This window comes from Mycoplasma yeatsii GM274B, assembly GCF_000875755.1.
Taxonomy (GTDB): Bacteria; Bacillota_I; Bacilli_A; order Mycoplasmatales; family Mycoplasmataceae; genus Mycoplasma; species Mycoplasma yeatsii.
On the sequence record NZ_CP007520.1, the window covers coordinates 58,998 to 82,134 of the forward strand.

Below are 23,137 nucleotides of genomic sequence, written 5' to 3' on the forward strand. Positions count from 1 at the left end.
CAAAGGAGAAATGATTATGATAAATGATAATCCTATTTTAAATATAGACTATATAGAAAACGGAGATATAAAGCAATTTGCAGGAATTTCTCTTTCTAATTGAAAAGAATATAGAAAACAAAACAAAGACAGCAAAATTGAAGTTAAGTCTTGATCTGTATGACAAACTCCTGTTGAAGAACTTCGTGAGAGATATCAACAAGTTGCTAAGCAATATTTTGATTCTGAAAAAGTTGAAAATAATGAATCTAACCAAGTTGAAGAAACTGAAGAAAAACAAGAAACTGAAATTCCTGGTATTGTCTGAACAAATATAGAAAAGAATGATCAAGATAATTCAAAACTTGATGAAACCAATCCTAAAATTGATTGAATTTTGAAATCACAAGAACAACAAAAAGTTGATGAAGCTACTCAAGAAATACCTGATAGAAAAAAAGCAGTTTATAATACTGATTTCACTGAGTGTTTAGAAATCGGTTGATTCACAAATTCTGATGGTCAAATTCAAATAGAAGAGTTTGCTGATCAAGTTGCTAAAGTTCCGAAAGAACTTCCAAAACAAATCACAAGTTTACAATGAGCTTTTTATAGAAATGACAATACTGAAATAGACGGTATACAATACTGAGATACTTCAAATGTAATAAGTATGAATAGTGTATTCCGTCGTGCATATTATTTCAACCAAGATATTTCATCTTGAGATACTTCTAAAGTAACTGATATGAATTATATGTTCGAACAAGCCGAATCATTCAATCAACCTTTAAACAATTGAGATACTTCAAATGTAACTAGTATGAGCAATATGTTTTGTTTTGCTTATGACTTCAATCAACCTTTAAGCAAATGAAACGTATCTAAAGTTGAAGAAATGTATTCTATGTTTTTTAATACAAAAAGCTTCAACCAAGATATCTCATCTTGAAACACTTCCAACGTAACTAATATGGGTAATATGTTTGCTTATGCAAATAAATTTAATCAAGACTTATCTAATTGAGATGTATATAAAGTTGAAGATTTTGAAAACTTTAATAATAAAAATAGTGCTATAAATGAAGAATTCTTACCTAAATTCGGAATTATTAAACAACAAGAAAACTTAGAAAAAGATGCTGCTGAACAAGAAAATATAAATCTTAATGAAGCTGATGAAGAGATATTTAATACTCTTGAAGAAATAGTAGAATTAAAACTTCAACAAAACGAATTAAAACAAATTCAAAATGAGTTAAGTGAAAAACTTGATGAACAAATCAAAAATGCTCAAGAAAGTTTAGAAGAAGTTAAACGACCTGTTCAAAAACAAGAGTTAACTTTTGAAAACAAAATTAGCGATATCGTCAAAAGAGTTGATGATAAGCTCGATGAATTTGTAAGAGATCCTGAGCAATTAGCTAACTATTTAGAATTTGCAACTAATATTAGAAATAAATATACTGCAAGAAATATTGCTATGGTTCATAAACAATTTTCAGGAGCTACAATTCTAAAATCATTTACTGATTGAAAAACTGAAAAAATTGCAATTAAAAAAGGTTCAAAAGCACTTAAGATTTTGCAACCTGTAACTGATAAATTTGTTGAAATTAATGGAGAAAAGATTTTTAAAAAACAATGAACCGATGAAGTTAAACAAAAAATCAAAAAGAAAGAATTAAAAGTTGATGAAGCAATTAAAGGGTTTAAATTAGCTAATACATTTGATATTAGTCAAACTACTTTAACTAAAGAGCGATATCCTAAAAATTACTTTGCTACTTTTATAAAAGCTGAACCTGAAAATGAACAATATCATCAACAGTTATTTAGTGATTTAAAACAATTTTTAGAAACTAAAAACATTCCTGTTTATGAAACTGAAGCATTAGGACAAGTAAAAGGTTTTACTGATCATAAGTCAATTTATTTAAATGAACATAACTCAACTAAACAAAATGTTAAAACTCTTTTTCACGAATATGGACATATGAAATTCAAACATTCTTATGAAGACACTTCTCGTTCTGAGTGTGAATATCAAGCTGAAATGATAAGTCTGGTATTCTGTAAGAAATTTAACATTGAAACTGAAAATTATAACCTAGATTATATAAAAAGTTGAATTAAAAAGACAACTCAAAAAGATAGAATAGATTGAATTAAACCTGTTGTTAATGTTGCTAGAGAAATTAATGATGAAATCGAATTGTTCTTAAAACAACAACTTGAAGCTAAAGAAAAACAAGAACAAGAAAAAAAGCAACAAGAACAGTTGCAACAAGAGCAAGAAAAAAAGCGACAGGAACTTCAATAACAACAAGAAACTCAAAATAAACATACTCAAAAAGCATTTCCGTTTTAAATGAGTTGATAGTTATGAGTTGAAAATTTAAAAGAAAAACAAATTAAAAATGATATTTAACTAATAAATTAGTGTCGGTATTTGCAAAAGGTTAAGAGATAAAAATATCTAATTTATTTAGTTAAAATATATTGTTTTTGACTTCAACACTACCTGATTGAAATTAGTTAGTGTGATAGAATTATAGTAGTTATAAAGGAAGTGTATTTTATGAAAAAATTATTAACTATTATTAGTTCAAGTTTAGTTGTAACTGCTCCGATTTTAACTGTTACAAGTTGCCGATTATTTAGTAACTATAAAATTCCAAAAGATCCTAATCATACTCAAAATCCTGATTATGATGATCCGATTGATAATGGTAACAATAACAGTGAAAAAGTTACAAGTTTTGAATATGAAGATGTAAAATACACTATTTTTGAAGAAGATACTGCTAATCCAAGCAATGTTTATTATGCTAATCAAGTTTTAGTTGATGAAGCTAATGAATTCAAATCATTAATTCCAAATGCTGATGATTATAAAATAGAAGATTTAGCAGGTTTAGAATTATTTCCTACAATTGCATTACTAAGTCAATATATTAGAAGTTTAGAACACTTTAATGTTGATGAACCTATAAAAAGTCACTTTATGTTTAAAGATAAAGATTATAAGACTTATATTAACTCAACAACTCATCACAAATTAGTTAAACAGGTTTTAGATATTGTTAATCAACAAAAAGAATTAAAAGCAATGATTAACGATACTAATGTGAAATTTTCAATTTCAAGTAAAAGAGATTTTTCTATAGATTCTGTTAGAAGACAACTAGGTCTTCCTGAAGATCCGGAAAGAGATGACAGTAAACTTTGGGGTATTTCATCAAAAAAACTTAATGATGACGGTTCTTGAACTGGTAGATATAATTGAGAAGAAATACCTTTTCATAAAAATAATAAATTAAATAATCGTTTATACAATTTTGGTGAAAAAGAATTAACAATTGTTCCAACTGGTCTTTGATACTACAATAGAATTGTTGATTTTAATGGTAATTTTGACAATGATTTATTTTTATCTAAAGAATTCTTTGAAAAAAATACTGATAAATATGATCCAAACAAAATGAGATTAGTTGGTGATTATTTTGATCAAATACTAAGAAATAAAATTAAAGTTTACGCAATGCAAAAATCTCAACTAGACTTATTATTAGCATTTTTAGAACTTCAACAAGCTTTAACTGATGGTAGATTGATTAGTGATGAGAATAAAACTTTAAAAGAACAATTCAAATCATCAGGAATAACAACTAAAATTGATAATTTTCAAGATAAAGTTTTAGAATATCTAAAAGTAAAACAATTAGTAGGATTTACTTTATCTGATGATATGAGTAATGATGTAAGCTTACAACTATTTCCTGGCACTAGTTTTTATGAAAACTATGAAACCGATTTCCGAGCAACCTATAGATTTGCTTGAAATCAATATCATAAAGTTGTCCAACCTTTAATTAGTGGAATTAAAAGTTATGATATTGCTGAAAATGACTTTGAAACTAAGTTTAAAAAACACACAAATGAACATTCTAAGCATTACAAATTCATTTGAGCAAACATTAATCATGTTGATAAATTAGACGCTCCACACGTAATAACTAAACAACTAGCTGAAACTAGATTCAACAACTTTGTTAACTACTATAAAAATCAATTTAATTGAAAATTTATTAAAATCGATGAATAGGAGATGATTTTATGAGTAAAAGAAGAAGCTGAGATTCATCTAAAGATTTTTATGAAAATTGTGATGAATTCACTAAACAATTCTGACTTGGTGCTGATGAAGAATATCGTAATTCGCCTGAATATATCCCTGGAACAAGAATAGTTCCGGATAATTATGACGGGTTCGAAGAAGATCTTCAAGCTTGACTAGAAGAACAAGAAGAATTAGCTAAACAACAAAATAAATAAACACTCTTAACCGATAAATTAAACTAAGCAAATACCGACTTATAAAAAGTAAGTTAGTATTTGCTTTTTTACTTTTAGAAAGGAAGTGATTCAATGGAGTTAGGTTTTGTAATTATTACAATCATATTCTCATCACTTATAGCAATTCTAAGCTTAGTATTGTTATCAACTGAATATAAAGAATGTTTTAGTAGAAACAAACTCACAAGAACTAAAGCTAGATCGGTTTTTAAATGGCCTTGAATAACAACCTTAGCAATTCTAGTTCTTAGTGTGTGATTGATTCTTATAATGGTAGGAGTCTATATTATTTAAAAATAAAAGGAGAAATAATTATGTTATATACAATAAAAAATATCGTGTTGATGAATGCGTCTGGACAAGGAAAAGACGGTGCAGAAGCTATAGTAGAAGTTTCTAACTTAATATTAAAATATATGGCTATAGGGTTTGGTGCTGCTGCCGGAGCTCTTGCTTTTATTACAGGAATTTTAGCTCTTTGAGCTATGTTTAAAGCTTCTAAAGCAACTGGTGAAGAAGCGCGTCAAGAAGAATTTAAAAAAGTTAAGCTTTCAGCTATTTTCTTAATGGCTCTTTTAGGATTCTGGGGGTTCATTTCTGCAGTTGTAGGAATTGTTCAAGCTGTTGCTCAAGCGGCATTAACATATTCATCATAAAAGGAGAAAACTAATTTATGTGAGGATGAGTTTATTGAGGTTTATTTAACATGGGTTATGTACCTTTGGTGAAATTACCTTTAAAACTTTTAGAAGCTATTATTTACTTATTCCAATTAATAGCAACCGAACTTCCACAATATCTGATATTCGGTATTAGATTTGGACAAAAATTTAGCGAAGCAAACATACCGATTATGTTTTTAAGATTGTCAATTGTATCTATAATTGTTTTTGCAATTTTATTTCTAGCTAGTGGTATAAGAATTCACTTTCAAAAACAAGGTGAAGAAAATGCTCTATCAATTGCAATGAAGAATTCTCTTACTGGAACTATTTGAATAATTTCAATACCAATTATTTTATTTCTAGTTACCACAATTTTCAATGTTATCCTTTCACTAATAATAGGAGAAAATGTTAATGATATTTCAAAAACTATCTTTATGTCTTTAAAAGATCCTAGCAATGAAAAAATTGAGAAAAACGAATGATTAAAAATAGCTAATGATAATTTTAATTTTAAAAAAGATGTTTTTGACAAGCTAGAGAATGGTCAAGGTATATTATTGATATTTCTAGGCGGACTTACCGCAATTATGACTTTAATTCCTTTTCTACTTGGTGCATTGACTTTGGTTCAAAAAATCTATCAACAATTCTTCTTATTTATAATAAGTCCATTTATTTGTGCTGCTAGTGTTGGGGATAATGGAAAAAGAATGAAAATTTGAGCTGAAAGTTATGCTGCAAAATCTCTTTCAGTTATAGCTATGGTAATAGCATTGCAGTTATATTCAGTATTTATCACTCGTGCAACAAATTGAGTTGGTAGTTTAAATGAAGTTAACTTTTTTTCAAAAATTCTTTTAATTTTAGCAATTATTGCAGGTGGTGCTGTAGCTACAACTGGTATTACAAGTGAAATAACTGCATTCGTTGGTGAATCTGCTTCGGTTAGAGAAACAATGAGTGAAACTAAAAACTTAATGAAAACCGGTATGGCCTTAGCTGGTGGAGTTGGTGCAGTTGCTGCGGTTGCTGGAAGAATGAGTAATGCGTCAATGGGTGCTAAAGGTTTTTCTAGAAATAGGAGAAATGATAAAATTCAACACGCTAAACAACAATACAAAAAAGGACAAATTTCTAGATCTGATTATTTAGACAAAAAATACGCTGCACAACAAGAACATATTGATAACAAGTTAAGATTAGATACTGCAAAAGAAGAAAGACAAAAAATGGAAGCAAATTATGATAAAAATTGAGCTATTTATGGTCAAGATCCTAATGCTACAAAAACTGCTAAAAAAAGAGCTAAAGAAGCAATTTTAGGAGAAAGAGAATCTGATTATCACACTTCTGCTCCAATGCTAGCTTTAAACAAAGCTCTTGTAGATAGATCAATTTTAAAATTATCTAAAAAAGAAGACAAACTAGCTGAAAAAGGTAAAAAGCTATCTAAATCTCAACAAGAGAAAAAACAAGAATTATTAGCTAGATCAGCTCATCTTGGAAAACTGGTTGATGGCAAAACTGGTGGAAGAAATGGTTTTTCAAAAACTACTTTAAATTTATATGGTTCAAATAAACGTGTTCAAGATGAATTAAATAAATACAAAAAAGATAAAGCTAAAAAAGAAGAACAACGCAAAAAAGCGCAAGCTAGATATCAAGCTAAAAAAGCTAGAAATAAAAAACAAACTAAGAAAAATTAGAAAGGAAATAGTTTATGTTACAACCTAAAAACCTAAGAAAAACTCAAAATATGTTTTGAAAGAATTTTTCTTGACTTGATTTTAGTATTCTTTCTTTAATTATTGTAGGTTCAATATTAATTGGTTATACTTCTTTACCTGAACAACTTCATCAAGGGTATAAAATGCTATTATCTATTTTTATATTTATTCTTAGTTCATCCTTACTAATTTATTCATCTAAATACAGTTGTAGAGTTTATGTTCTAATTATTAGAATGATTAAGTTTTGATTTAGTGTTAAAAAATACAATAACAAAAAAGTAAGTCCTAAATACTTAGTGCCTTATGATAGTATTGTAGAAAATCGTTTTGTTAAGACTAAAAAAGGTAAAAATGATAGTAAATATTTAGCTGTATTGAAATTTCAAGGAAAAAGTCCTTGAAATAAAGATGAAGAAGATAAAAGAGCGTTTTTAGCAAAATTTACTGATTTATTAGATTCAACTGATTTTCATATTAGTTTTATTAGAAAAAAAGAACTAATGGATTATTCAAAAAACTTTTTAAACATTATAGAAAATAAGAATAAAAAAGTTAAATATTTAAAATCTCAAAAAGCTCCTAAAAATGTGCGAGATAACTATATTTCGTATTACAAAGAAGTTATTGATGACTTTAAGGCATTAGATACAAATTTATTAGTTGATATTTATTATATTGCTTTATATGCTAAAAACACTAATGAACTAGAAAAAACAGTATATAAAACAATTAACTCATTTAACTCGATGGAGATTGAATCTGAACTAGTTCAAGGTATTGATTTAATTAAGTTCTTAGGTTCTTTAAATGATAAAGAAGTTGATGAAGAATTAGCTAAGTTATACTTAACTCAACAAAACGAATATGAAAAACAATTGTTTTTAAAGTCTAAAAGAAAATCATACGATTTAGATGAAACTTTCTTCGAATTTTATAAAAATAAAATCAAAAGTATTTTTGCTAAAAAAACTAAAGATAAAACTAAAGTTATAAAAAATGTTAAGAAAAAAAGAATTAATTTAGATGAATTAATTAGTAATGAACAAATTATTTTTAAAAGCAATTATTTCATTAGAGATAAAAAGTATTGTTCAATTCATACGATTAGTGAATTACCTTTGATTTTACCTGAACGTTGAGCTGATGAAATATTTAAATCAGATTCAACAATAGTTTGAAATTTAAGTATTTTTAACGAATCTATTCAAGCTAGTCTATTAGATAAAACTGGAAAGAAAATGACTGATAACTCAACAATGATAAAATCTAAATATTATCAAAAATCTTCTGCCCTACAACTTGAAGCTTTAGAATATTTAGAAAATCAATTACAAATTGATAGAAACGTTTTAACTAATTCAAGTTTAATGATTATTAATACTGCTGATAGTTTAAGAGAACTTAGAGAACTTGAAGCTGAAAACGTAGCTAATGCTAAGAGAAATAAAATTAACATTAATCCTGTTACTTTTAAACAATTTGAAGCACTTGCTCAATCTTGTTTAATCACTACTAACAACTTAAAAGAAAACATACCAATGAGTAGTCATAACGTTGCTTGTTCTTGACCATTTGAAAATGAAAGTAGTAACGATGGAAATATGTTGCTTTTAGGTGAAACTACTTCAACTGGAGAACCTATCATTTTCGATCAATTCTATAAAAATAATCCAAGACGTGTAAATTACAATATGTTTACTGTTGGAAGTAGTGGTAAAGGGAAATCAACTGACGTTAAAAAAGCTATAGTTTCTAACTTAGCACAAAATAATAAAGTTTATGTTATAGATCCACAAAATGAATATTCTAAGCTAGGACGTAAATTCGGTGCTTCAATTATTGATTTAGGATTAGGAATTAATACAGTAATTAATCCTTTAGAAGTTCAACTTCTTTTATTAGAAGATGAAAAAGATGAAAATAACGAAGCAAGACAAAAAACTTTTGACTTCAAAAAAAATGAGAACTCTATAGTTAAATCAATCATTAATAGTCACTTTAATTGACTAAAGAAATTCTTTAGTTTAATTAATCCTGATTGAAGTAACGATGATTTAGTTTTAGTTATGAATTTTGTAAAAGATTTATATACTAATTTAGGTTTATACACTATCAAAACAATTAAGCAATTAAAGTTATTTAAATATCCTATAATCTCGGATTTAATTCGATTGATTGAAAACTATGAATTTATTAGTGACTTTGATAAAAGAAGAAAACAAATTAAACTAGCAAATATTGTTGATAGATTAAAATTTGATTTTGAATACAACGGAAGATATGAAATGCTTTATAACGGGCAAACTAATCTTGATTTAAATAATGATTTTATTATTTTCAATACTCAATATTCATCTGACGAGAATAGTGATGAAAAAATTGGTTTATACGTATTATTAAGTTTTATTCAAAACAAGATCTTTAATAATATAATTGAAGACCCTAATAGGAACACTGTTTTAGTAATTGATGAGTTACATAAATATATTGATCCTAATAATCCAACAACGCTTGATTTTGTCTACACAATGACTAAAACTGTTAGAAAATTTAATGCTGGAATGATTTTATGTACTCAAAATCCATCCGACTTTTTAGGTTCATCAATGATTACTAAAAAAGCAGAAGCTATTTTAGGAAACTGTCAATACTCAAAATTTTTCGGTTTAAGACAAGCTGATTTGGATGCAGTTAATGAAATGTTCAAACATAATGGTGGTTTAAACAATACTCAACGAAGTCACTTATCTGATAGTGAAATTGGAAAATTACTTTTTAGTTTACATACATATTCAAAAATTAAAATGAATATTCATTATAACGATTTTGAAAAAGAATTATTCTTTACAAAAGGAGAAATTGGAAAAATTAGAAAGGAATAAAATATGAACAATAAAGATAAAAACGTAGAATTAAAACCTATTAAAAAGAAAGACAATTCTGTATCAGTTCTTTTTAGGTTATACGAAACTGATGATATTTTAAGATTTGAAAAATGAAAAAAAGAATTGGCTAATAATGGTGAAAGCGTAAGTAATGCGATTAGTGATATTGTTAAGCAATATTTACTAGAAAAAGATAAAAGTCGTGTTTTTAACGAAGTTAGACAAGACTTGTTCTATCAAATGAGAAAAGTAATGTTTGCTTCTTTAGCTCCGTTTTCTGCAAACATCATTAGAGAATTATTAAAAAATAGAGTTGAAGAAATAGTTGCAAATAAAAAGCTTGACGTAATTTTAAATGAACTGTTTGATGGTAAGCAAAACGAATTAAAAAATTTAACTAATAGACAATTAGCTGAATCTATTTATTTTGAAAATATAAGAACTTCATTAGAAACAAAAACAACAACTAAAACTGAAAAAATCAACGAAAAAGTAGCTAACGTAAAAGATAAACAAAAACAAGTTGATAAGTTATATAAAAAAGACAACACTGATTGAGATGCTGAGATAACTGCATTAACTCATCAAGAAGTTGAATATAATCCTTATGTGAATCTTGATGAAATTGATATAGACGAGTTGGTTTAGTATGAAAAAACTTTTATTATTACTCCCAACATTTATGTTAGCTAGTCCACTAATTAGTGCTAATACCGTATTAAAAATGAATTTTAGTAGTAATTCTTCAACTAGGTATTTTGATTTTCCTAGTAAATATTTACAAACTGACACTATATATGAAGAAGAAGAATTTTCAACTACAATTAATATAAATGATGGAACTAAATTAAATATCCCCAATATAGATGGTTGATGAGAATATAAATTTAAAGATATGTATCCTTTGAGCCGTAAGCACGAGAAGTGAGATTTTATAGAAAAAAGAATTTCTGATGAAGAATCTGAAAATATTAATGCTAGTGATTATGATGATGTTAGAGTTGTTCCTGGATATGCTTCTGGAAGAGGTTTGAAACTAGCACTAAAAATTAAAAATTTAAATAACTTAAGATCTAATCTTCACCCTCATTTACAAAACAATCAAAACGAAATTATAACTAGGATTAGAGATATTATTTCATCAAAATCAAAAATAGAACTTGTTTCTGATATTTCTATTGAATTAAAAACAACAAAATCATATTTTGCTGAAACAGTAAGGTATGGAAGGATTTTTAAATACTATTATTGATGACATGTTAGAAATTCTGATTCATCATTAGATAATATTTCAATTCGTTTCAAATATAAAAAACCCATATCGCTCGCTCATACTAATCGTAAGTATCAAAACCCTTGAAATCAATGAAAAAATCAAATTCTAGCTAATAGCTCTTTTTTAACTATTGATTCTGATACTGGTGGTAATTTAAAAACTACTCTAAGTGAAGAACAACAAGAAAAGAAATTCAATTCTAATAAAGACTCTTTAGATCAACGTATTACTCAATTAAATAAAGATGCTGCTGATAAAAATAATCCTTTAAAATTAGGTTATATGATAACTAGTCAAGATACAATTGATTTATATTTATCAAAAGATAATGAATTTAAAGAAAAATTAGCTGAAAATGTAAAAATTGATTTCAAGGTTACTGATAGGTTTAAAAATCAAGAATTTGAAAAAAGACTAACTATTAATTTAGGTAAATGACTTGATTTTGAAAAAAACACTACTCAACTAGTTGATGATAAATTAGTTCAAGATACAAGTGTTAAGGTAGTTGATAAAGGTAAAAATAGAAATGCTGGACGTTGGATTGCCCATACTCCCTTAAGTTTAAGTTTTAACGCTTTAAAAGAAGAAACTGAAGTAATTAAAATTAATGGTAAAAAAATCGACGTTTTGAATCAACGATTCGAAACTACTTTAACTGATAGACGTCGTGATTCTAAAGATAACGAAAGAGAATTCTATTATGGTTATAAACCTAAAGAAGATAATGAAGAAAAAACTAAAGAAAATTCACACACTAAAAATGAATATAAAATTGAAATTACTAAATATATACCTGGTACAGGTAATAAAGAAGTTGAGTTTACTTGAGTTAAAACTTTAGTTATTGAATCACGAACAAGTGAAATGGACTTTAAGTGATTCGCTTGAGATCCGGAAAATAATCCACACCAAAAAGCACTTATTGAAGAATATGAAAAAAACTCAAAAGGTGAAATCAAAAGAGATGAAGACGGTAATCCAATCAAAAACCCTAAATACGATCCTAAAATAGATCCTAAAACAGGAACTAAAAAAGAGCTTGTTTGATTTGATTTCAACACTCTTCCTGCTTGAACAAAACATTTACCTGAAACTGGTCAAGAATATTGAAATATAACACACCTTCCACCTGGTTCTAAAACATTATTTGCTCCACACGAAAATGAGAATGATATTGATCGTGGAGTAATTGCTGAAGCAGTTGTTATTAATAAAGGTGCATTAAAAGAAGTTTCTAATGGTATTAATGGTTATCGTGTTCATAAACTTAACGAACAAGGACAATTTATTGAAATTGAAAAAGACAAATTAATTGAAAATTTAGATAAAGTTACAACTGCTGATAGTTACTATTCAACTAGTGGAGTCTGATTATTTACTAGTGAAGTAGAAAAATCAATTACTAATTTCAAAATTGTTTATATCGTTAATTCTAACGAAGAAAAAATTCCTAACGGTTATTTTACTGATTATATGACTAAGTCACTGAACACTATTAAACCGTTATGACAAACTAAACAAGGTAAAAGATTCAGAAATTACTTATTACATCAAGACTTAAAAGAAGATAAAATTCTTAACTTAAGATATGAAGAAGCTTTGGAATACTATAAACAATATATGAATGACTTATGATTTAAAAATGAATGAGAAACTTATATTAATATAGTTCCTAAGTTTAAACCTTTCAATGAAGAACTAACTGTTGATGAATTCAAAAGAAAATATGTAAACAACATAAAAGCTTTTGAAGATAAATATTTAGATGAATTTGAACATAAAAATTTAGTTAGTGTTTCAAAACTTGAAATAAATGACTCTAAAACTGGAGTTTATGCTTATTTCAACTTAAAAACTAGTGAAATTAAATATAATTTAATTCCTAATAAGTATCTAGTTTTAATTAAGTTTAAAGTCATTGATAACGGTAATGAAACTGATTTATCTGATAAAAAACATACTATTAATTTAAACTTAGATTCTGAATATATTTTCAACGTAGCTAGAAAAAGCAAAAAAGATAAATTTATTGCTAATTTAAATAATGATAAATTATTTAAAAATAGTCAAGATGATTTAAATAAACTTCAAATTTCAACAACTTTTAGTAATTTAACTAATAAGTTGACTATTGAAACCGATTTAAAAGATGAGTATAAAAATAGTCATACTATTGAACCTAATAAGACTTTTTCATTAATTATTGATAGTTTTTTAACTAATGAAGAAAGTAAAATCGATGAAAATATCTTTTCTAATGTTATTTTTGAAAATATCAACTTAGGTGGTATTAAAGAAGTTGAACAAGCTAAACGCTTTATCATCAATAAAATTAAACAAGCTTTACCTAACTTAACATTAGATAGAGATTATAGAATTAGAAATCTCGATATAGTTGTTGAGAAATTAAAACATCCACAAACTAGCATTTCTGAAACTAATCCTATTAGGTATGAAACATTGATTTTAGAAGCTATTGCTCCTAAATTTGGTAACGCTACTATTGCTGTAGCTAATACTATTAATAGAGAGTTAGATAGAGATTATGATTTATCTAAAAAACAACTAAAAGATTTTGAAATCAATGAAAATAAGCTAACTGAATTGAAAAAGAAAATAATTTCTGAAATTAACAAGCAATTTAGTCAAGACGGACTTGTAATTGATAAAGATCTAGAAATAACTAATTTCAATCAAGGTATCCAAGTTTTAAGCTTAGGTAAAGGTAATAAATTTGTGTTTAACATTACAGGTTTAAATAATCATAGAATTTTAAATTCAACTACTGTTAAAGTAACTAATAATGCTAATTTTGTAGTAGATGATGAAGATCCTAACTACAAACCTGGAGATGAAAATAATCCTGATAAAGCTATATTATATGATTTAAGTACTGTTAAATTAGAACTAAGTTTTACTGATCACGTTGCTTCACAGTTAAGACAAAAAATTATTAATGAAATTAAAAGTCAATTAGCTAAGAAATATAATTTAGAATATAAAAAACATTATTCAATTAATTTTGATGAATTAAATGCTATTGTAAGACAATTAATTCAAAAAAACGACTTAGCTAATACCAATACACTTAACATTTATCCAATTGATAGAGTAACTAAAAATGTAGGTATAATTCAAATTAATAATACTAATAAGTCACTCGATCCAATTGATGATACTGATAAACCTATTGACGATAACGATAGTAGTGAAGAAGCTTCTAGAATAGTTCTAAAAAGACGATTATTAATTCTTGTTCCTTTAGCTATTTTAAGTTTAACTGGTATCGGACTAATTAGTTGATTTGTTTATGTACGTAAGTTTAAGAAAAAAATTACTTAGTTTAATCTTTAGATATATTGTAAATATTTATAATTTGTGATATATTAATAATGTAAATATTTTATTTACTAGATTGGTGGTTACAGTTCTTACCGGCCCTGCCTACGAATTTATGACCTGGCGTAATGATAAACAGAACTGAATTAGAACTCTGTATAGAGTTCTTTTTTTGTATAATTAAATATATAGATTGAAAAGGAATTAAAGTTTTATGAATATAGAAATTGGTAAAGTATACAAGCAAAGATATAGTAATTTAAAATTTGCAATAGCAAAAGATAAAGATGAAAACTTAATAGATGATCACGGTATTCATAGACCTTATGTTGTGTTTTTTAGTAAAGAAAAAGTTTATTATTTAACACTTAAGACTGTTAGTAAAAAGAACTACAAAAAGACTAAAAATGATAAGTTTAATCTCATTCTAAGAAAAGACTTATATGATGAAGATAGACGAATAGCTGTAAATTGTTCAGTTATTAATGTAATGGATAGAAAATTATTTGAAAGTTTATACATTTTAGATAATGAAAAAAATAATTTTCAAATTAAAAGTTGAGATTACGATAAAATAATGTCTAAATTAAATGAAGTTTTTGATGACATAATTTATGCTGAAGTTTCACACATTAACGAAGATAAAACTGACTTAGTGTGAAAATCTACTTTAGAATCTGAACTAAATAAACTAGACTGCTTAAAGATAATAAAAGGGTATAATAATCTTTTATTCGAAAGTGATATACCTAGAAAATCCTTGTTAGATAATCCTGAAGAATTCTACAATGTAGTTAAAAGCTTTTATGAAAAAATCAAATTTGAAAATGATAAACTTTTTGAAGAATTTGTTACAACCGAACACGAAATGCAATCAATTAAATATGAATTACATATTAATCAAGCTATAGATAAATTAAATAAAGAATTAGAACAAGAACAAGAACAACATAATAAATTAAAACAACAAATAATAGAAAGAGAAAAAGAACTAGCTAAATTAAAAGAACAACAAGAAATTGAAGAGTTATTAGAACTATTAAAAACTCCCGAACAACCTAAAAATAATAATCAACAAGAATCTCAAAAACATCATCTAGATAATGAAGATGATGAAACTGACACACCAAAACCTACACAATCACTTAAGCTTACAATGTAAAGTTATTAAAATGCGTTTAAATGCTATTAATAGCTTCATATCTCAACAAAAATAATTATTTAGTAAAAAACTCAATAAATAATATAATCGTTGTATATTCAACGATTTTTTTGTTAAATTAAAAGATAAACTAGTAACTATTTAATATTTAATCAAATATCTTCAAAAGCTTTTAATTATTGTTGAAAGGTATTGTGTATATTTTTATTTTATTTATATTTAGTTTCTATATAGATATAATATATATAAACTATATTAAAAATATAGTAAATAATTTATTTTTATATATAATATAATTATAAAAGATATTAAAAATATATTATAAATATTTATAATATTAGATAGGAGCATTTATGGAAAATTTTAATAGAACTATTTCAAATAGTATAGAAGATGATTTTGGTATGGAGTTAGAAGAAAAAGTAGCTAAGAAAACTGCAACTAGAAATAAGAAAAACGATCCTGCTAGAGATTTTATAAACAAAACTTCAATTTCAAAAAATGTTCAAATCGAACAAGACTTGTTTTCGAATAAATCTGTAGCAGTTAAATATAAAATAAAAACAATATATATGAATGAAAGAGTTCTAGAACTTCATCAAAAATTAGTTAATGATTATGTCCAAAAACGCGGTAAAGCTCCAAGTTTAACTGATATATTCATCGAAGGACTTTACTCATTACAAAATAAAATTGATAATGAATAGGTATTGTAAATAAGACTATTTTATAGTCTTTTTTTATTTTATTTATATTTAGTTTCTATATAGATATAATATATATAAACTATATTAAAAATATAGTAAATAATTTAATTTTATATATAATATAATTATAAAAGATATTAAAAATATATTATAAATATATAATAACTATATAATTTTATTGAGAAAGGTATCTAAATATATGAAAAATGTTAATGTAATTAGTTTTGGTGGACTTAAAGGTGGAGTTGGGAAAACTACACTTAATTTAAACGTAGCTGGAGCTTTAGCTAAACAAGGTAAAAAGATCCTTGTTATGGACTTTGATCCGCAAGGTTCAATAACTCAAACTTTAAGAGAATCTGTTAGTCAGACAAAAGACGTTCAAGGTACTGAAAAGTGACTTTTAGATGAAGTTACTAAACAGGACTTGAAAAAGACTATTTTAAAAAGCTTTATTGAAAACATTGATTTTATACCATCAACTCCAATTTTAGAAAAGCAAAATAGACAATTAGTTTTAGAAGTGAATAGAGAAAAAAGATTAATTACTAATATGATTAAAATTGGTGAAGAACAACAACTTCTTTCTTCATACGATCACATTATTGTTGATATAAATCCTAGTTTTGATCCAATTGCTGAAAATGTTTATGTAGCTTGTGCATTTCGTGGTGGAGTTATACAAGTTGTTAACCCTGATCCTTTTTCTTTAACTGGTGCTATTAAAAACTTAAAAATCTGAGAAAAAAGGTATATGAGCGATACTTTTTCTAATATACCTAATGCATTAAAAGCTATTTTGATAAATAAGGTTAAAAATAACGCTTTATCTAAAGAAATTGTAAGCTTATTGAGTGATGATAACTTCTTATTTAAAGACTTAGTTTTAAATACAATTGTAGTTCAAAATAACGCAATTGAAAAATCAATTTTACAAAAAAACACTAAAACTGGTATAGTTAAAATTAACTTAGCTATTGATGATAAAAGACTAAATAGTTGAGAAAAAACTAAATGAATTAAAGAAAACGATAAACTGAACAGTTTAATTAAAAATGGTAATCCAATAAGTAATTTAATTAACGAATTAAGAGAAAAAGAAATACTGTATTAGGAGTGGATAATTATGATCTGAAGAGAATACTTAGAAGAAAAACAAGGTTGTTCAAAAAGATATCAGCTTTATAAAGCTAGAAAAGAAAATCCTGACTACGTTTGAACAAAATGAAGAAAATTTTGAACATTTTTCTTCTTATTTTTCTGATATCCTTTTACATTTATTAAGTGAATTAACGTAGAAGTAATTGGTGATAATTGAATTTTAATTATAATTGTACTTATATTTTTAGCTATACTTGGTGGGGTTATAGCTTTTATAGTTATTAATTTTAATACTATTAAAATGCTTGTATCTATTGTTTTAGCACTTGTCGTATTTTTTATTGTTTTAAAAGCTTGATTGAGTAGTTAAAAAATCAATTTTACAAAAAAACACTAAAACTGGTATAGTTAAAATTAACTTAGCTATTGATGATAAAAGACTAAATAGTTGAGAAAAAACTAAATGAATTAAAGAAAACGATAAACTGAACAGTTTAATTAAAAAAATGGTAATCCAATAAATAATTTAATTAATGAATTAAGAGAAAAAGAAATACTATATTAGGAGATTAATTATGAAATGATTTTTCCGTTGTTTAAACAATCAAAAAATTGTCACTAAACATTATCAAAAGAATAAACTAAAACTTCAACAAGGATATACTCCAACAATATTAGAAAGAATTTGAAATTTTTTCTTCTGATTTGGTTGATATATTTTGTCTGCAGTAAAATTATTTTTCCGTGTTTATTGATTATATATTATTATATTAGCTTTAATTATAGCTATAGCAGTTTTAATTATTGTTTATATTCAACAAATTTTAATGGGTATTGGAATTATTATAGTTTCTATCATAGTTTTAGGTGTAATAAAAGCAAGGTTGCGTTAGAGTACTTATGTGCTCTTTTTTTATAAGGAGAAATATGGAATTTAATGAAAATTTATTTGATAATAACTTAACTTTTTTAAGTGAATTATACCAACAAAAAGCAAATGAAATTAATAAACTTGAACAAGAATTTAGAGAAATAAAAAGAAAAGAATTATATCCTAATTGACGTATTTTTAGACGTTGTAAAAGAAAGTGAATTACATTTGCTGGTATATTTGAACTTAATTTAACAATGTATGAAATAACTGATCAAATCACTAAAAAAGTTAAGCGTTTTTGTTACTATCATCATTCTAAATTAGAAGAACTACAATACTCAAAATATGATATTGATGTTTTAAAATATGCTGTTAGAAGTTATCTTGAAAATACTAATACTCCGTTATTTTTAAAGGAATTTTTACCTAGTAAACAGTTAATTAATCACTATATAAAAACTTCAAATATTGAAGAAATAATTTATGAAAATAATCAAAAATTACTTACTAAAACTCATCAAAAATTAGTCGATTGTAATGAACAAATTTATCTAGAAATGGATGATTTTTATGTTAATCATCAACAAGAAAATCTTAAAAAAATGAGAGTTAGAGAAGTAATTTTACATACTTTAGATGATAAAAAGAGACAACTTAATGACGTTATTAATATCTTTTTTACTAAAAATTTAGATGAAAGAAATAACGAATTTAACAACTTAAATTATGTTTTTTGAAACATAAAACACTTTATAAAAAGTTTTAAAAATAGGTGAAAAATTATTGTTAATGGTGATGCTGCTAAATGAATCTCTAATCTAGCTGAACAGTTAGAATTGAAGTTTTGTTTAGATCTTTTTCATATTAAAAAAGCATTAAATACTGCTTTTTCAACTAATAAATTTGCTAGCCAAGCTAACAAAAAATACTTTAAAAATTGAATAAATAAACAGTTTAATTTACCTTGAAAAGATGTTTTTGAGCAAGCAATTTTTAATAAAGATAAAGAATTTTTTAAGCAAATTTATTTTGAATTTCTAGCTGAAGCACGGAGAAATAACGTACCTAGTAGCATAATTTTGAATGCTAGAAGCTTCTATAAAATGATAATGAACAACAGTAAATGACTATTTGAAAATCATAAAAAATTTAGTAGCTTTACTGAGCATTTTGTATTCAATTCTTTCAAAAAACATATTAAAAAATGACAAGCTTTATTCTGTTTTAGAAACATAAAAATGAAAGTAATTTTTAAAAATTTACTGAAAAATCAAGCAACGGTTTTTTTATAGAAAATAGGGGTGTTACACTTTTGTAACAGTTTTTGAGTATGTCTATATATACGTAGTATATATAGTTTTTGGTGGTGTTACACTTTTGTAACAAATTTTAAAGGGTGTTACACTTTTGTAACAGTTTGTAACAGTGTTTTTTAAATATGCTATATTACTATGTAATATAGAATTTTTGAAACTTTGTCCCCTGGTAAGGGGGTGTTACAAAACCTTATCTTGCCTTTAAAGGGTGCACGCACGCGTAGGGGCACACTTTAAACGGTATCTGATACACTTTGTTGCAAAAATTACAAAAACATTGTAACTGGTAAAAATAGTGCTATAATGAGATTAAGAATTTAACCAGCAATAGTCTTTTTACTAACATACCTAAATTTTACGGTTGCAGATAAACTAAACGGTTTTTCTATTTCAACAACTGAACTTAGTTTGAAAATAAAAAAATATTGAAACCTAATAATTAAGCACAAATTCAAACAAACTGATAAAGTTGAAACAGCAATCAATTACATTAAAGAAATACTAACTCAAGAAGAGTTGAGTAAAATTGATTTCTTAAGAACCAGAAGTAATGAAAACATTGAAAAAGAAACTGTCACATTCTTTATATCACAAACAAATCAAGACGGTTCTCAAAAAACAAAAACCGTTGTTTTAGATGAAGTTAAATTTACATATGATGATGAGTTTATAAAATCTATAAGAACAAGAGTAGATGAAATTTTTAAAGATATAGCATTACCTAAAGATAAAATTATAATTAAAAATTCTGAACTATTAGATATTATAAAAAATAATTTTTCTAACGAAAAAGAAAAGTTAGCTATTCATTTAAAAGATATTAACGACTACAACAAAAAAGTTGAAGATAAAATAGAAATTAAATATAGTTATAACTCTGAAGTATATACATATAAAATATCTGAAAGAAAAATAGAAGTAATTAAACCAACTGTTTACTTAGATGAAAATAATAAGGTTCAAAAAATATTTGATATAGACTTAAGCACAGATAAATATTTTTCAGTTGAACACATAAAAGAGATAGGATATTTTAAAGATGAGTCTTCTAATCTTATTAAAGCAGTAAGAATGCCAGTAAATGTTATAACTGTACCAGACAAATTACCTGAAGAAATAGAATCAACCGAATCAATGTTTGAAGGTGCAATAGATTTTAATGGTAATTTAAGTTCTTGAGATGTTTCTAATGTAAGAGTTATGAAAAATATGTTTAAAAAGACAAAGGGTTTTAATGGAGATTTATCTAGTTGAAATGTTTCAAATGTAATTGATACTAGTGGAATGTTTCACGAAGCAACAGCATTTAATAGACCAATAAATAGCTGATCACACAAAACTAGAAATATTGAAAATATGGAATCAATGTTTGAAGAAGCCACAGTGTTTGATCAAGATTTAAATGATTGAAACACTTCAAATGTAACAAATATGAAATCTTTATTTAAAAATGCTGAACAATTTAATGGAAATATAACAAATTGAAACACTGAAAATGTAATCAATATGGGCCATATGTTTGAAGAAGCTGAAAAGTTTAATAAAGATTTAACAAAATGAAATGTTTCAAAAGTTAAATATATGAATCATATGTTTGTTAATACAACAATATCTACTAGTTTATCTGAGTGATCTAATAAAATATCAAGTTTAGAAGAAATAGAATATATGTTTGCAAAATCTAAATTTGATAGAAATGAAGAAAAATCCATTTCTTCTTGAAATATTAGTTCTATTAAAAGTTTAAAAGGTTTATTTCAAGGTTCAGATTATAATTTAAATTTAAATGGTAAATTTTCTGAAACCATGTCTAATGTGATTGATTTTTCATATATGTTTTCTAACGAAAGCAAGTTTAATCAAGAAATAAAAGATTGAGATCTATCTAGTGCAATAACAGTTAAAGAAATGTTTTCAGGTAATAAAATATTTAATCAAAAACTGAATACTTTAAAAAATACTAATAAATTAAAAAATGTGTCAGGTATGCTAAAAAATGCTGTTAACTTTAATGAATCTATAAATTTTGAAATTGAAAATGTAACTGATATGAGCGAAATGTTTCAAGGAGCTAAATCTTTAACAGACAAAGCTCTTGTAGGAACGAAAGATTGAAAAGATCAATCGAAGAATGTTGAAACTGTAAGATCTATGTTTGCTTTTACTGAAAAATTTGAAGGAAAATCTCTAGATCAAAACTTTGACTTTCAAAACGTTAGAGATTTTAGTAGTATGTTTCAAAATGCAAAGGGTTTTAATGGTGCAATAACTAGATGACAAATTGTTAAATTTAGAAACAATAAATGTGCTTTTAATGTTAATATGGAAAACATGTTTAATAATGCAACATCATTTAATCAGAGCTTAGGTGTAAGTTGGAAATCTAAACTGAATTGTGTTGAAAATATTAATGGAATGTTTAATGGTGCTACAAGTTTTAATCAAGACCTACACACATGATCGCTACCTACAATACTAGGTGGAACTTTAAAAACTGATGATGGTAGGCTTATTGAAGTAAAAGGAAATAATAATTATAAATTTTTTAATGAAAAAGGTCATAAAGACTTTACTTTTGCTAGTGGTAATTTACCAAAAGGTATGCAAAAAATCGAAGGAATAAGATAATAACTAAAAAACAGAGCTAAGCTCTGTTTTTGTGTACTCTATTAAATAAAATTTTCTTAAAGATTAACCATTAATGATATCTTTAACAGAATCAATTGTTTTTCTTAAAGTTTCACATGAAGAATCAAATCTAGCTTGTTCTTTTTCGTTTATGTCTCATTGAATGATTTCTTCTCATCCGTTTGCTCCAATTACAGCAGGTACTCCTGTGTATAGTCCGCTATTTTTGTATTCACCATTTAATTGTGCTCCAACCATTAGACAAACTTTTTCATCTCTTAAAACAGCTGTTGCAATTCTTGTTAAACAAGCTCCAATTCCGTAGAATGTTGCACGTTTTAAGTTAATGATTTTGTAAGCCATCATAATAGCTTCTTTTTCAATTTCTTCTAATTCTTTTTGAGAAATTTTATTTGTTTCTAAGTAGTGTGAAATTGGTTGACCCATAATGTTTGCTTTTGATCAAATAGCAACTGATGAATCTCCGTGTTCACCTAATAAATATGCATCGATTGAAGATGGGTGTACATTTACTTTATCAGCTAATAATCTTCTTAATCTTACTGAGTCTAAAGTAGTTCCTGAACCGATAACTTTATGTGGATCGAATCCTGTAACTTGTTGATATGCGTGAGTAATAACATCAACTGGGTTAGATGCGATAATTGTAATTCCATCAAATCCTGATTTTTTAACCTCAGTTGCAATAGATTTTATAATTTCAGTGTTTCCTGCAACCATCTCTAATCTAGTTTCACCTGGTTTTTGTGGACGACCTGCTGTAATTACAATAACATCAGCATCTTTACAGTCTTCATAGCTTCCGGCTTTAACAGAACTAAATGATTTTGGAAGAACTGCTAAAGTATCTGATAAGTCTAATGCGTTTCCTTCTGCTGCATCTTTAAATGCATCGATTAACACATAGTGTTGAGCTAATCCTTGGTTAATAGCAGCATATAAGAATGAACATCCAACTGCTCCTGCTCCAATTAATACAACTTTTTTTGAAGTTTTTTTCATATTTATCTCTCCTTTAGATTTTTGAGTCAAATATATTATATAATTCTTGAGCAATAATTTTTATAAATAATGTTTGAAAATATTTGT

The 23,137-nt window shown here is 25.8% G+C and carries 16 protein-coding genes; 15 read left to right on the top strand and 1 reads right to left on the bottom strand.

Annotation, left to right across the window (positions count from 1 at the left end; genetic code table 4):
- The first annotated feature begins 16 nt into the window (after nucleotides 1–16).
- From MYE_RS04225 to MYE_RS03950, 15 genes are all read left to right on the top strand, one after another.
- Nucleotides 17–2,302 (top strand): BspA family leucine-rich repeat surface protein, encoded by a 2,286-nt coding sequence (locus MYE_RS04225; protein WP_082028293.1) that lies wholly within the window; start codon nucleotides 17–19, stop codon nucleotides 2,300–2,302.
- A 258-nt stretch (nucleotides 2,303–2,560) separates the two neighbouring features.
- Nucleotides 2,561–4,087 (top strand): MAG3960 family lipoprotein, encoded by a 1,527-nt coding sequence (locus tag MYE_RS03945; protein ID WP_052491372.1) that lies wholly within the window; start codon nucleotides 2,561–2,563, stop codon nucleotides 4,085–4,087.
- An 11-nt stretch (nucleotides 4,088–4,098) separates the two neighbouring features.
- Complete coding sequence (locus MYE_RS00300) at nucleotides 4,099–4,317, top strand: hypothetical protein (RefSeq protein ID WP_042733070.1); 219 nt, start codon at nucleotides 4,099–4,101, stop codon at nucleotides 4,315–4,317.
- A 335-nt stretch (nucleotides 4,318–4,652) separates the two neighbouring features.
- The gene (locus MYE_RS00305; protein WP_042733071.1) at nucleotides 4,653–4,994 is read left to right on the top strand and encodes an Mbov_0395 family pilin-like conjugal transfer protein; all 342 of its coding nucleotides are present in this window, start codon (nucleotides 4,653–4,655) and stop codon (nucleotides 4,992–4,994) included.
- Nucleotides 4,995–5,011: 17 nt separating this feature from the next.
- The gene (locus MYE_RS00310; protein ID WP_052491373.1) at nucleotides 5,012–6,712 is read left to right on the top strand and encodes an Mbov_0396 family ICE element transmembrane protein; all 1,701 of its coding nucleotides are present in this window, start codon (nucleotides 5,012–5,014) and stop codon (nucleotides 6,710–6,712) included.
- A gap of 14 nt (nucleotides 6,713–6,726) precedes the next feature.
- Nucleotides 6,727–9,618, top strand: a complete 2,892-nt coding sequence (locus MYE_RS00315; RefSeq protein WP_042733072.1) for an Mbov_0397 family ICE element conjugal transfer ATPase — start codon at nucleotides 6,727–6,729, stop codon at nucleotides 9,616–9,618.
- 3 nt (nucleotides 9,619–9,621) lie between these two features.
- Nucleotides 9,622–10,269, top strand: coding sequence for an Mbov_0398 family ICE element protein (locus tag MYE_RS00320; RefSeq protein ID WP_052491374.1), 648 nt, complete (start codon nucleotides 9,622–9,624; stop codon nucleotides 10,267–10,269).
- A 1-nt stretch (nucleotide 10,270) separates the two neighbouring features.
- Complete coding sequence (locus tag MYE_RS00325; RefSeq protein WP_042733073.1) at nucleotides 10,271–14,242, top strand: Mbov_0399 family ICE element protein; 3,972 nt, start codon at nucleotides 10,271–10,273, stop codon at nucleotides 14,240–14,242.
- Between the two features lie 211 nt (nucleotides 14,243–14,453).
- Complete coding sequence (locus MYE_RS00330) at nucleotides 14,454–15,401, top strand: Mbov_0400 family ICE element protein (RefSeq protein WP_042733074.1); 948 nt, start codon at nucleotides 14,454–14,456, stop codon at nucleotides 15,399–15,401.
- A gap of 353 nt (nucleotides 15,402–15,754) precedes the next feature.
- Complete coding sequence (locus tag MYE_RS00335; protein ID WP_042733075.1) at nucleotides 15,755–16,108, top strand: hypothetical protein; 354 nt, start codon at nucleotides 15,755–15,757, stop codon at nucleotides 16,106–16,108.
- Nucleotides 16,109–16,307: 199 nt separating this feature from the next.
- Nucleotides 16,308–17,222, top strand: coding sequence for a ParA family protein (locus tag MYE_RS00340; protein ID WP_042733076.1), 915 nt, complete (start codon nucleotides 16,308–16,310; stop codon nucleotides 17,220–17,222).
- A gap of 12 nt (nucleotides 17,223–17,234) precedes the next feature.
- Complete coding sequence (locus MYE_RS00345; RefSeq protein ID WP_042733077.1) at nucleotides 17,235–17,579, top strand: hypothetical protein; 345 nt, start codon at nucleotides 17,235–17,237, stop codon at nucleotides 17,577–17,579.
- 205 nt (nucleotides 17,580–17,784) lie between these two features.
- The gene (locus MYE_RS00350; protein WP_042733078.1) at nucleotides 17,785–18,102 is read left to right on the top strand and encodes a hypothetical protein; all 318 of its coding nucleotides are present in this window, start codon (nucleotides 17,785–17,787) and stop codon (nucleotides 18,100–18,102) included.
- Nucleotides 18,103–18,136: 34 nt separating this feature from the next.
- Entirely contained in the window at nucleotides 18,137–19,375 is a 1,239-nt protein-coding gene (locus MYE_RS00355; RefSeq protein WP_042733079.1) for an Mbov_0401 family ICE element transposase-like protein, read from the top strand.
- 432 nt (nucleotides 19,376–19,807) lie between these two features.
- A complete protein-coding gene (locus MYE_RS03950) occupies nucleotides 19,808–22,027 on the top strand; it encodes a BspA family leucine-rich repeat surface protein (RefSeq protein ID WP_052491375.1) in 2,220 nt (739 codons plus the stop codon).
- Between the two features lie 63 nt (nucleotides 22,028–22,090).
- Here the strand turns inward: MYE_RS03950 and MYE_RS00365 are convergent, their stop codons facing one another.
- Entirely contained in the window at nucleotides 22,091–23,050 is a 960-nt protein-coding gene (locus MYE_RS00365) for an L-lactate dehydrogenase (protein ID WP_042733080.1), read from the bottom strand.
- Nucleotides 23,051–23,137: the final 87 nt, after the last annotated feature.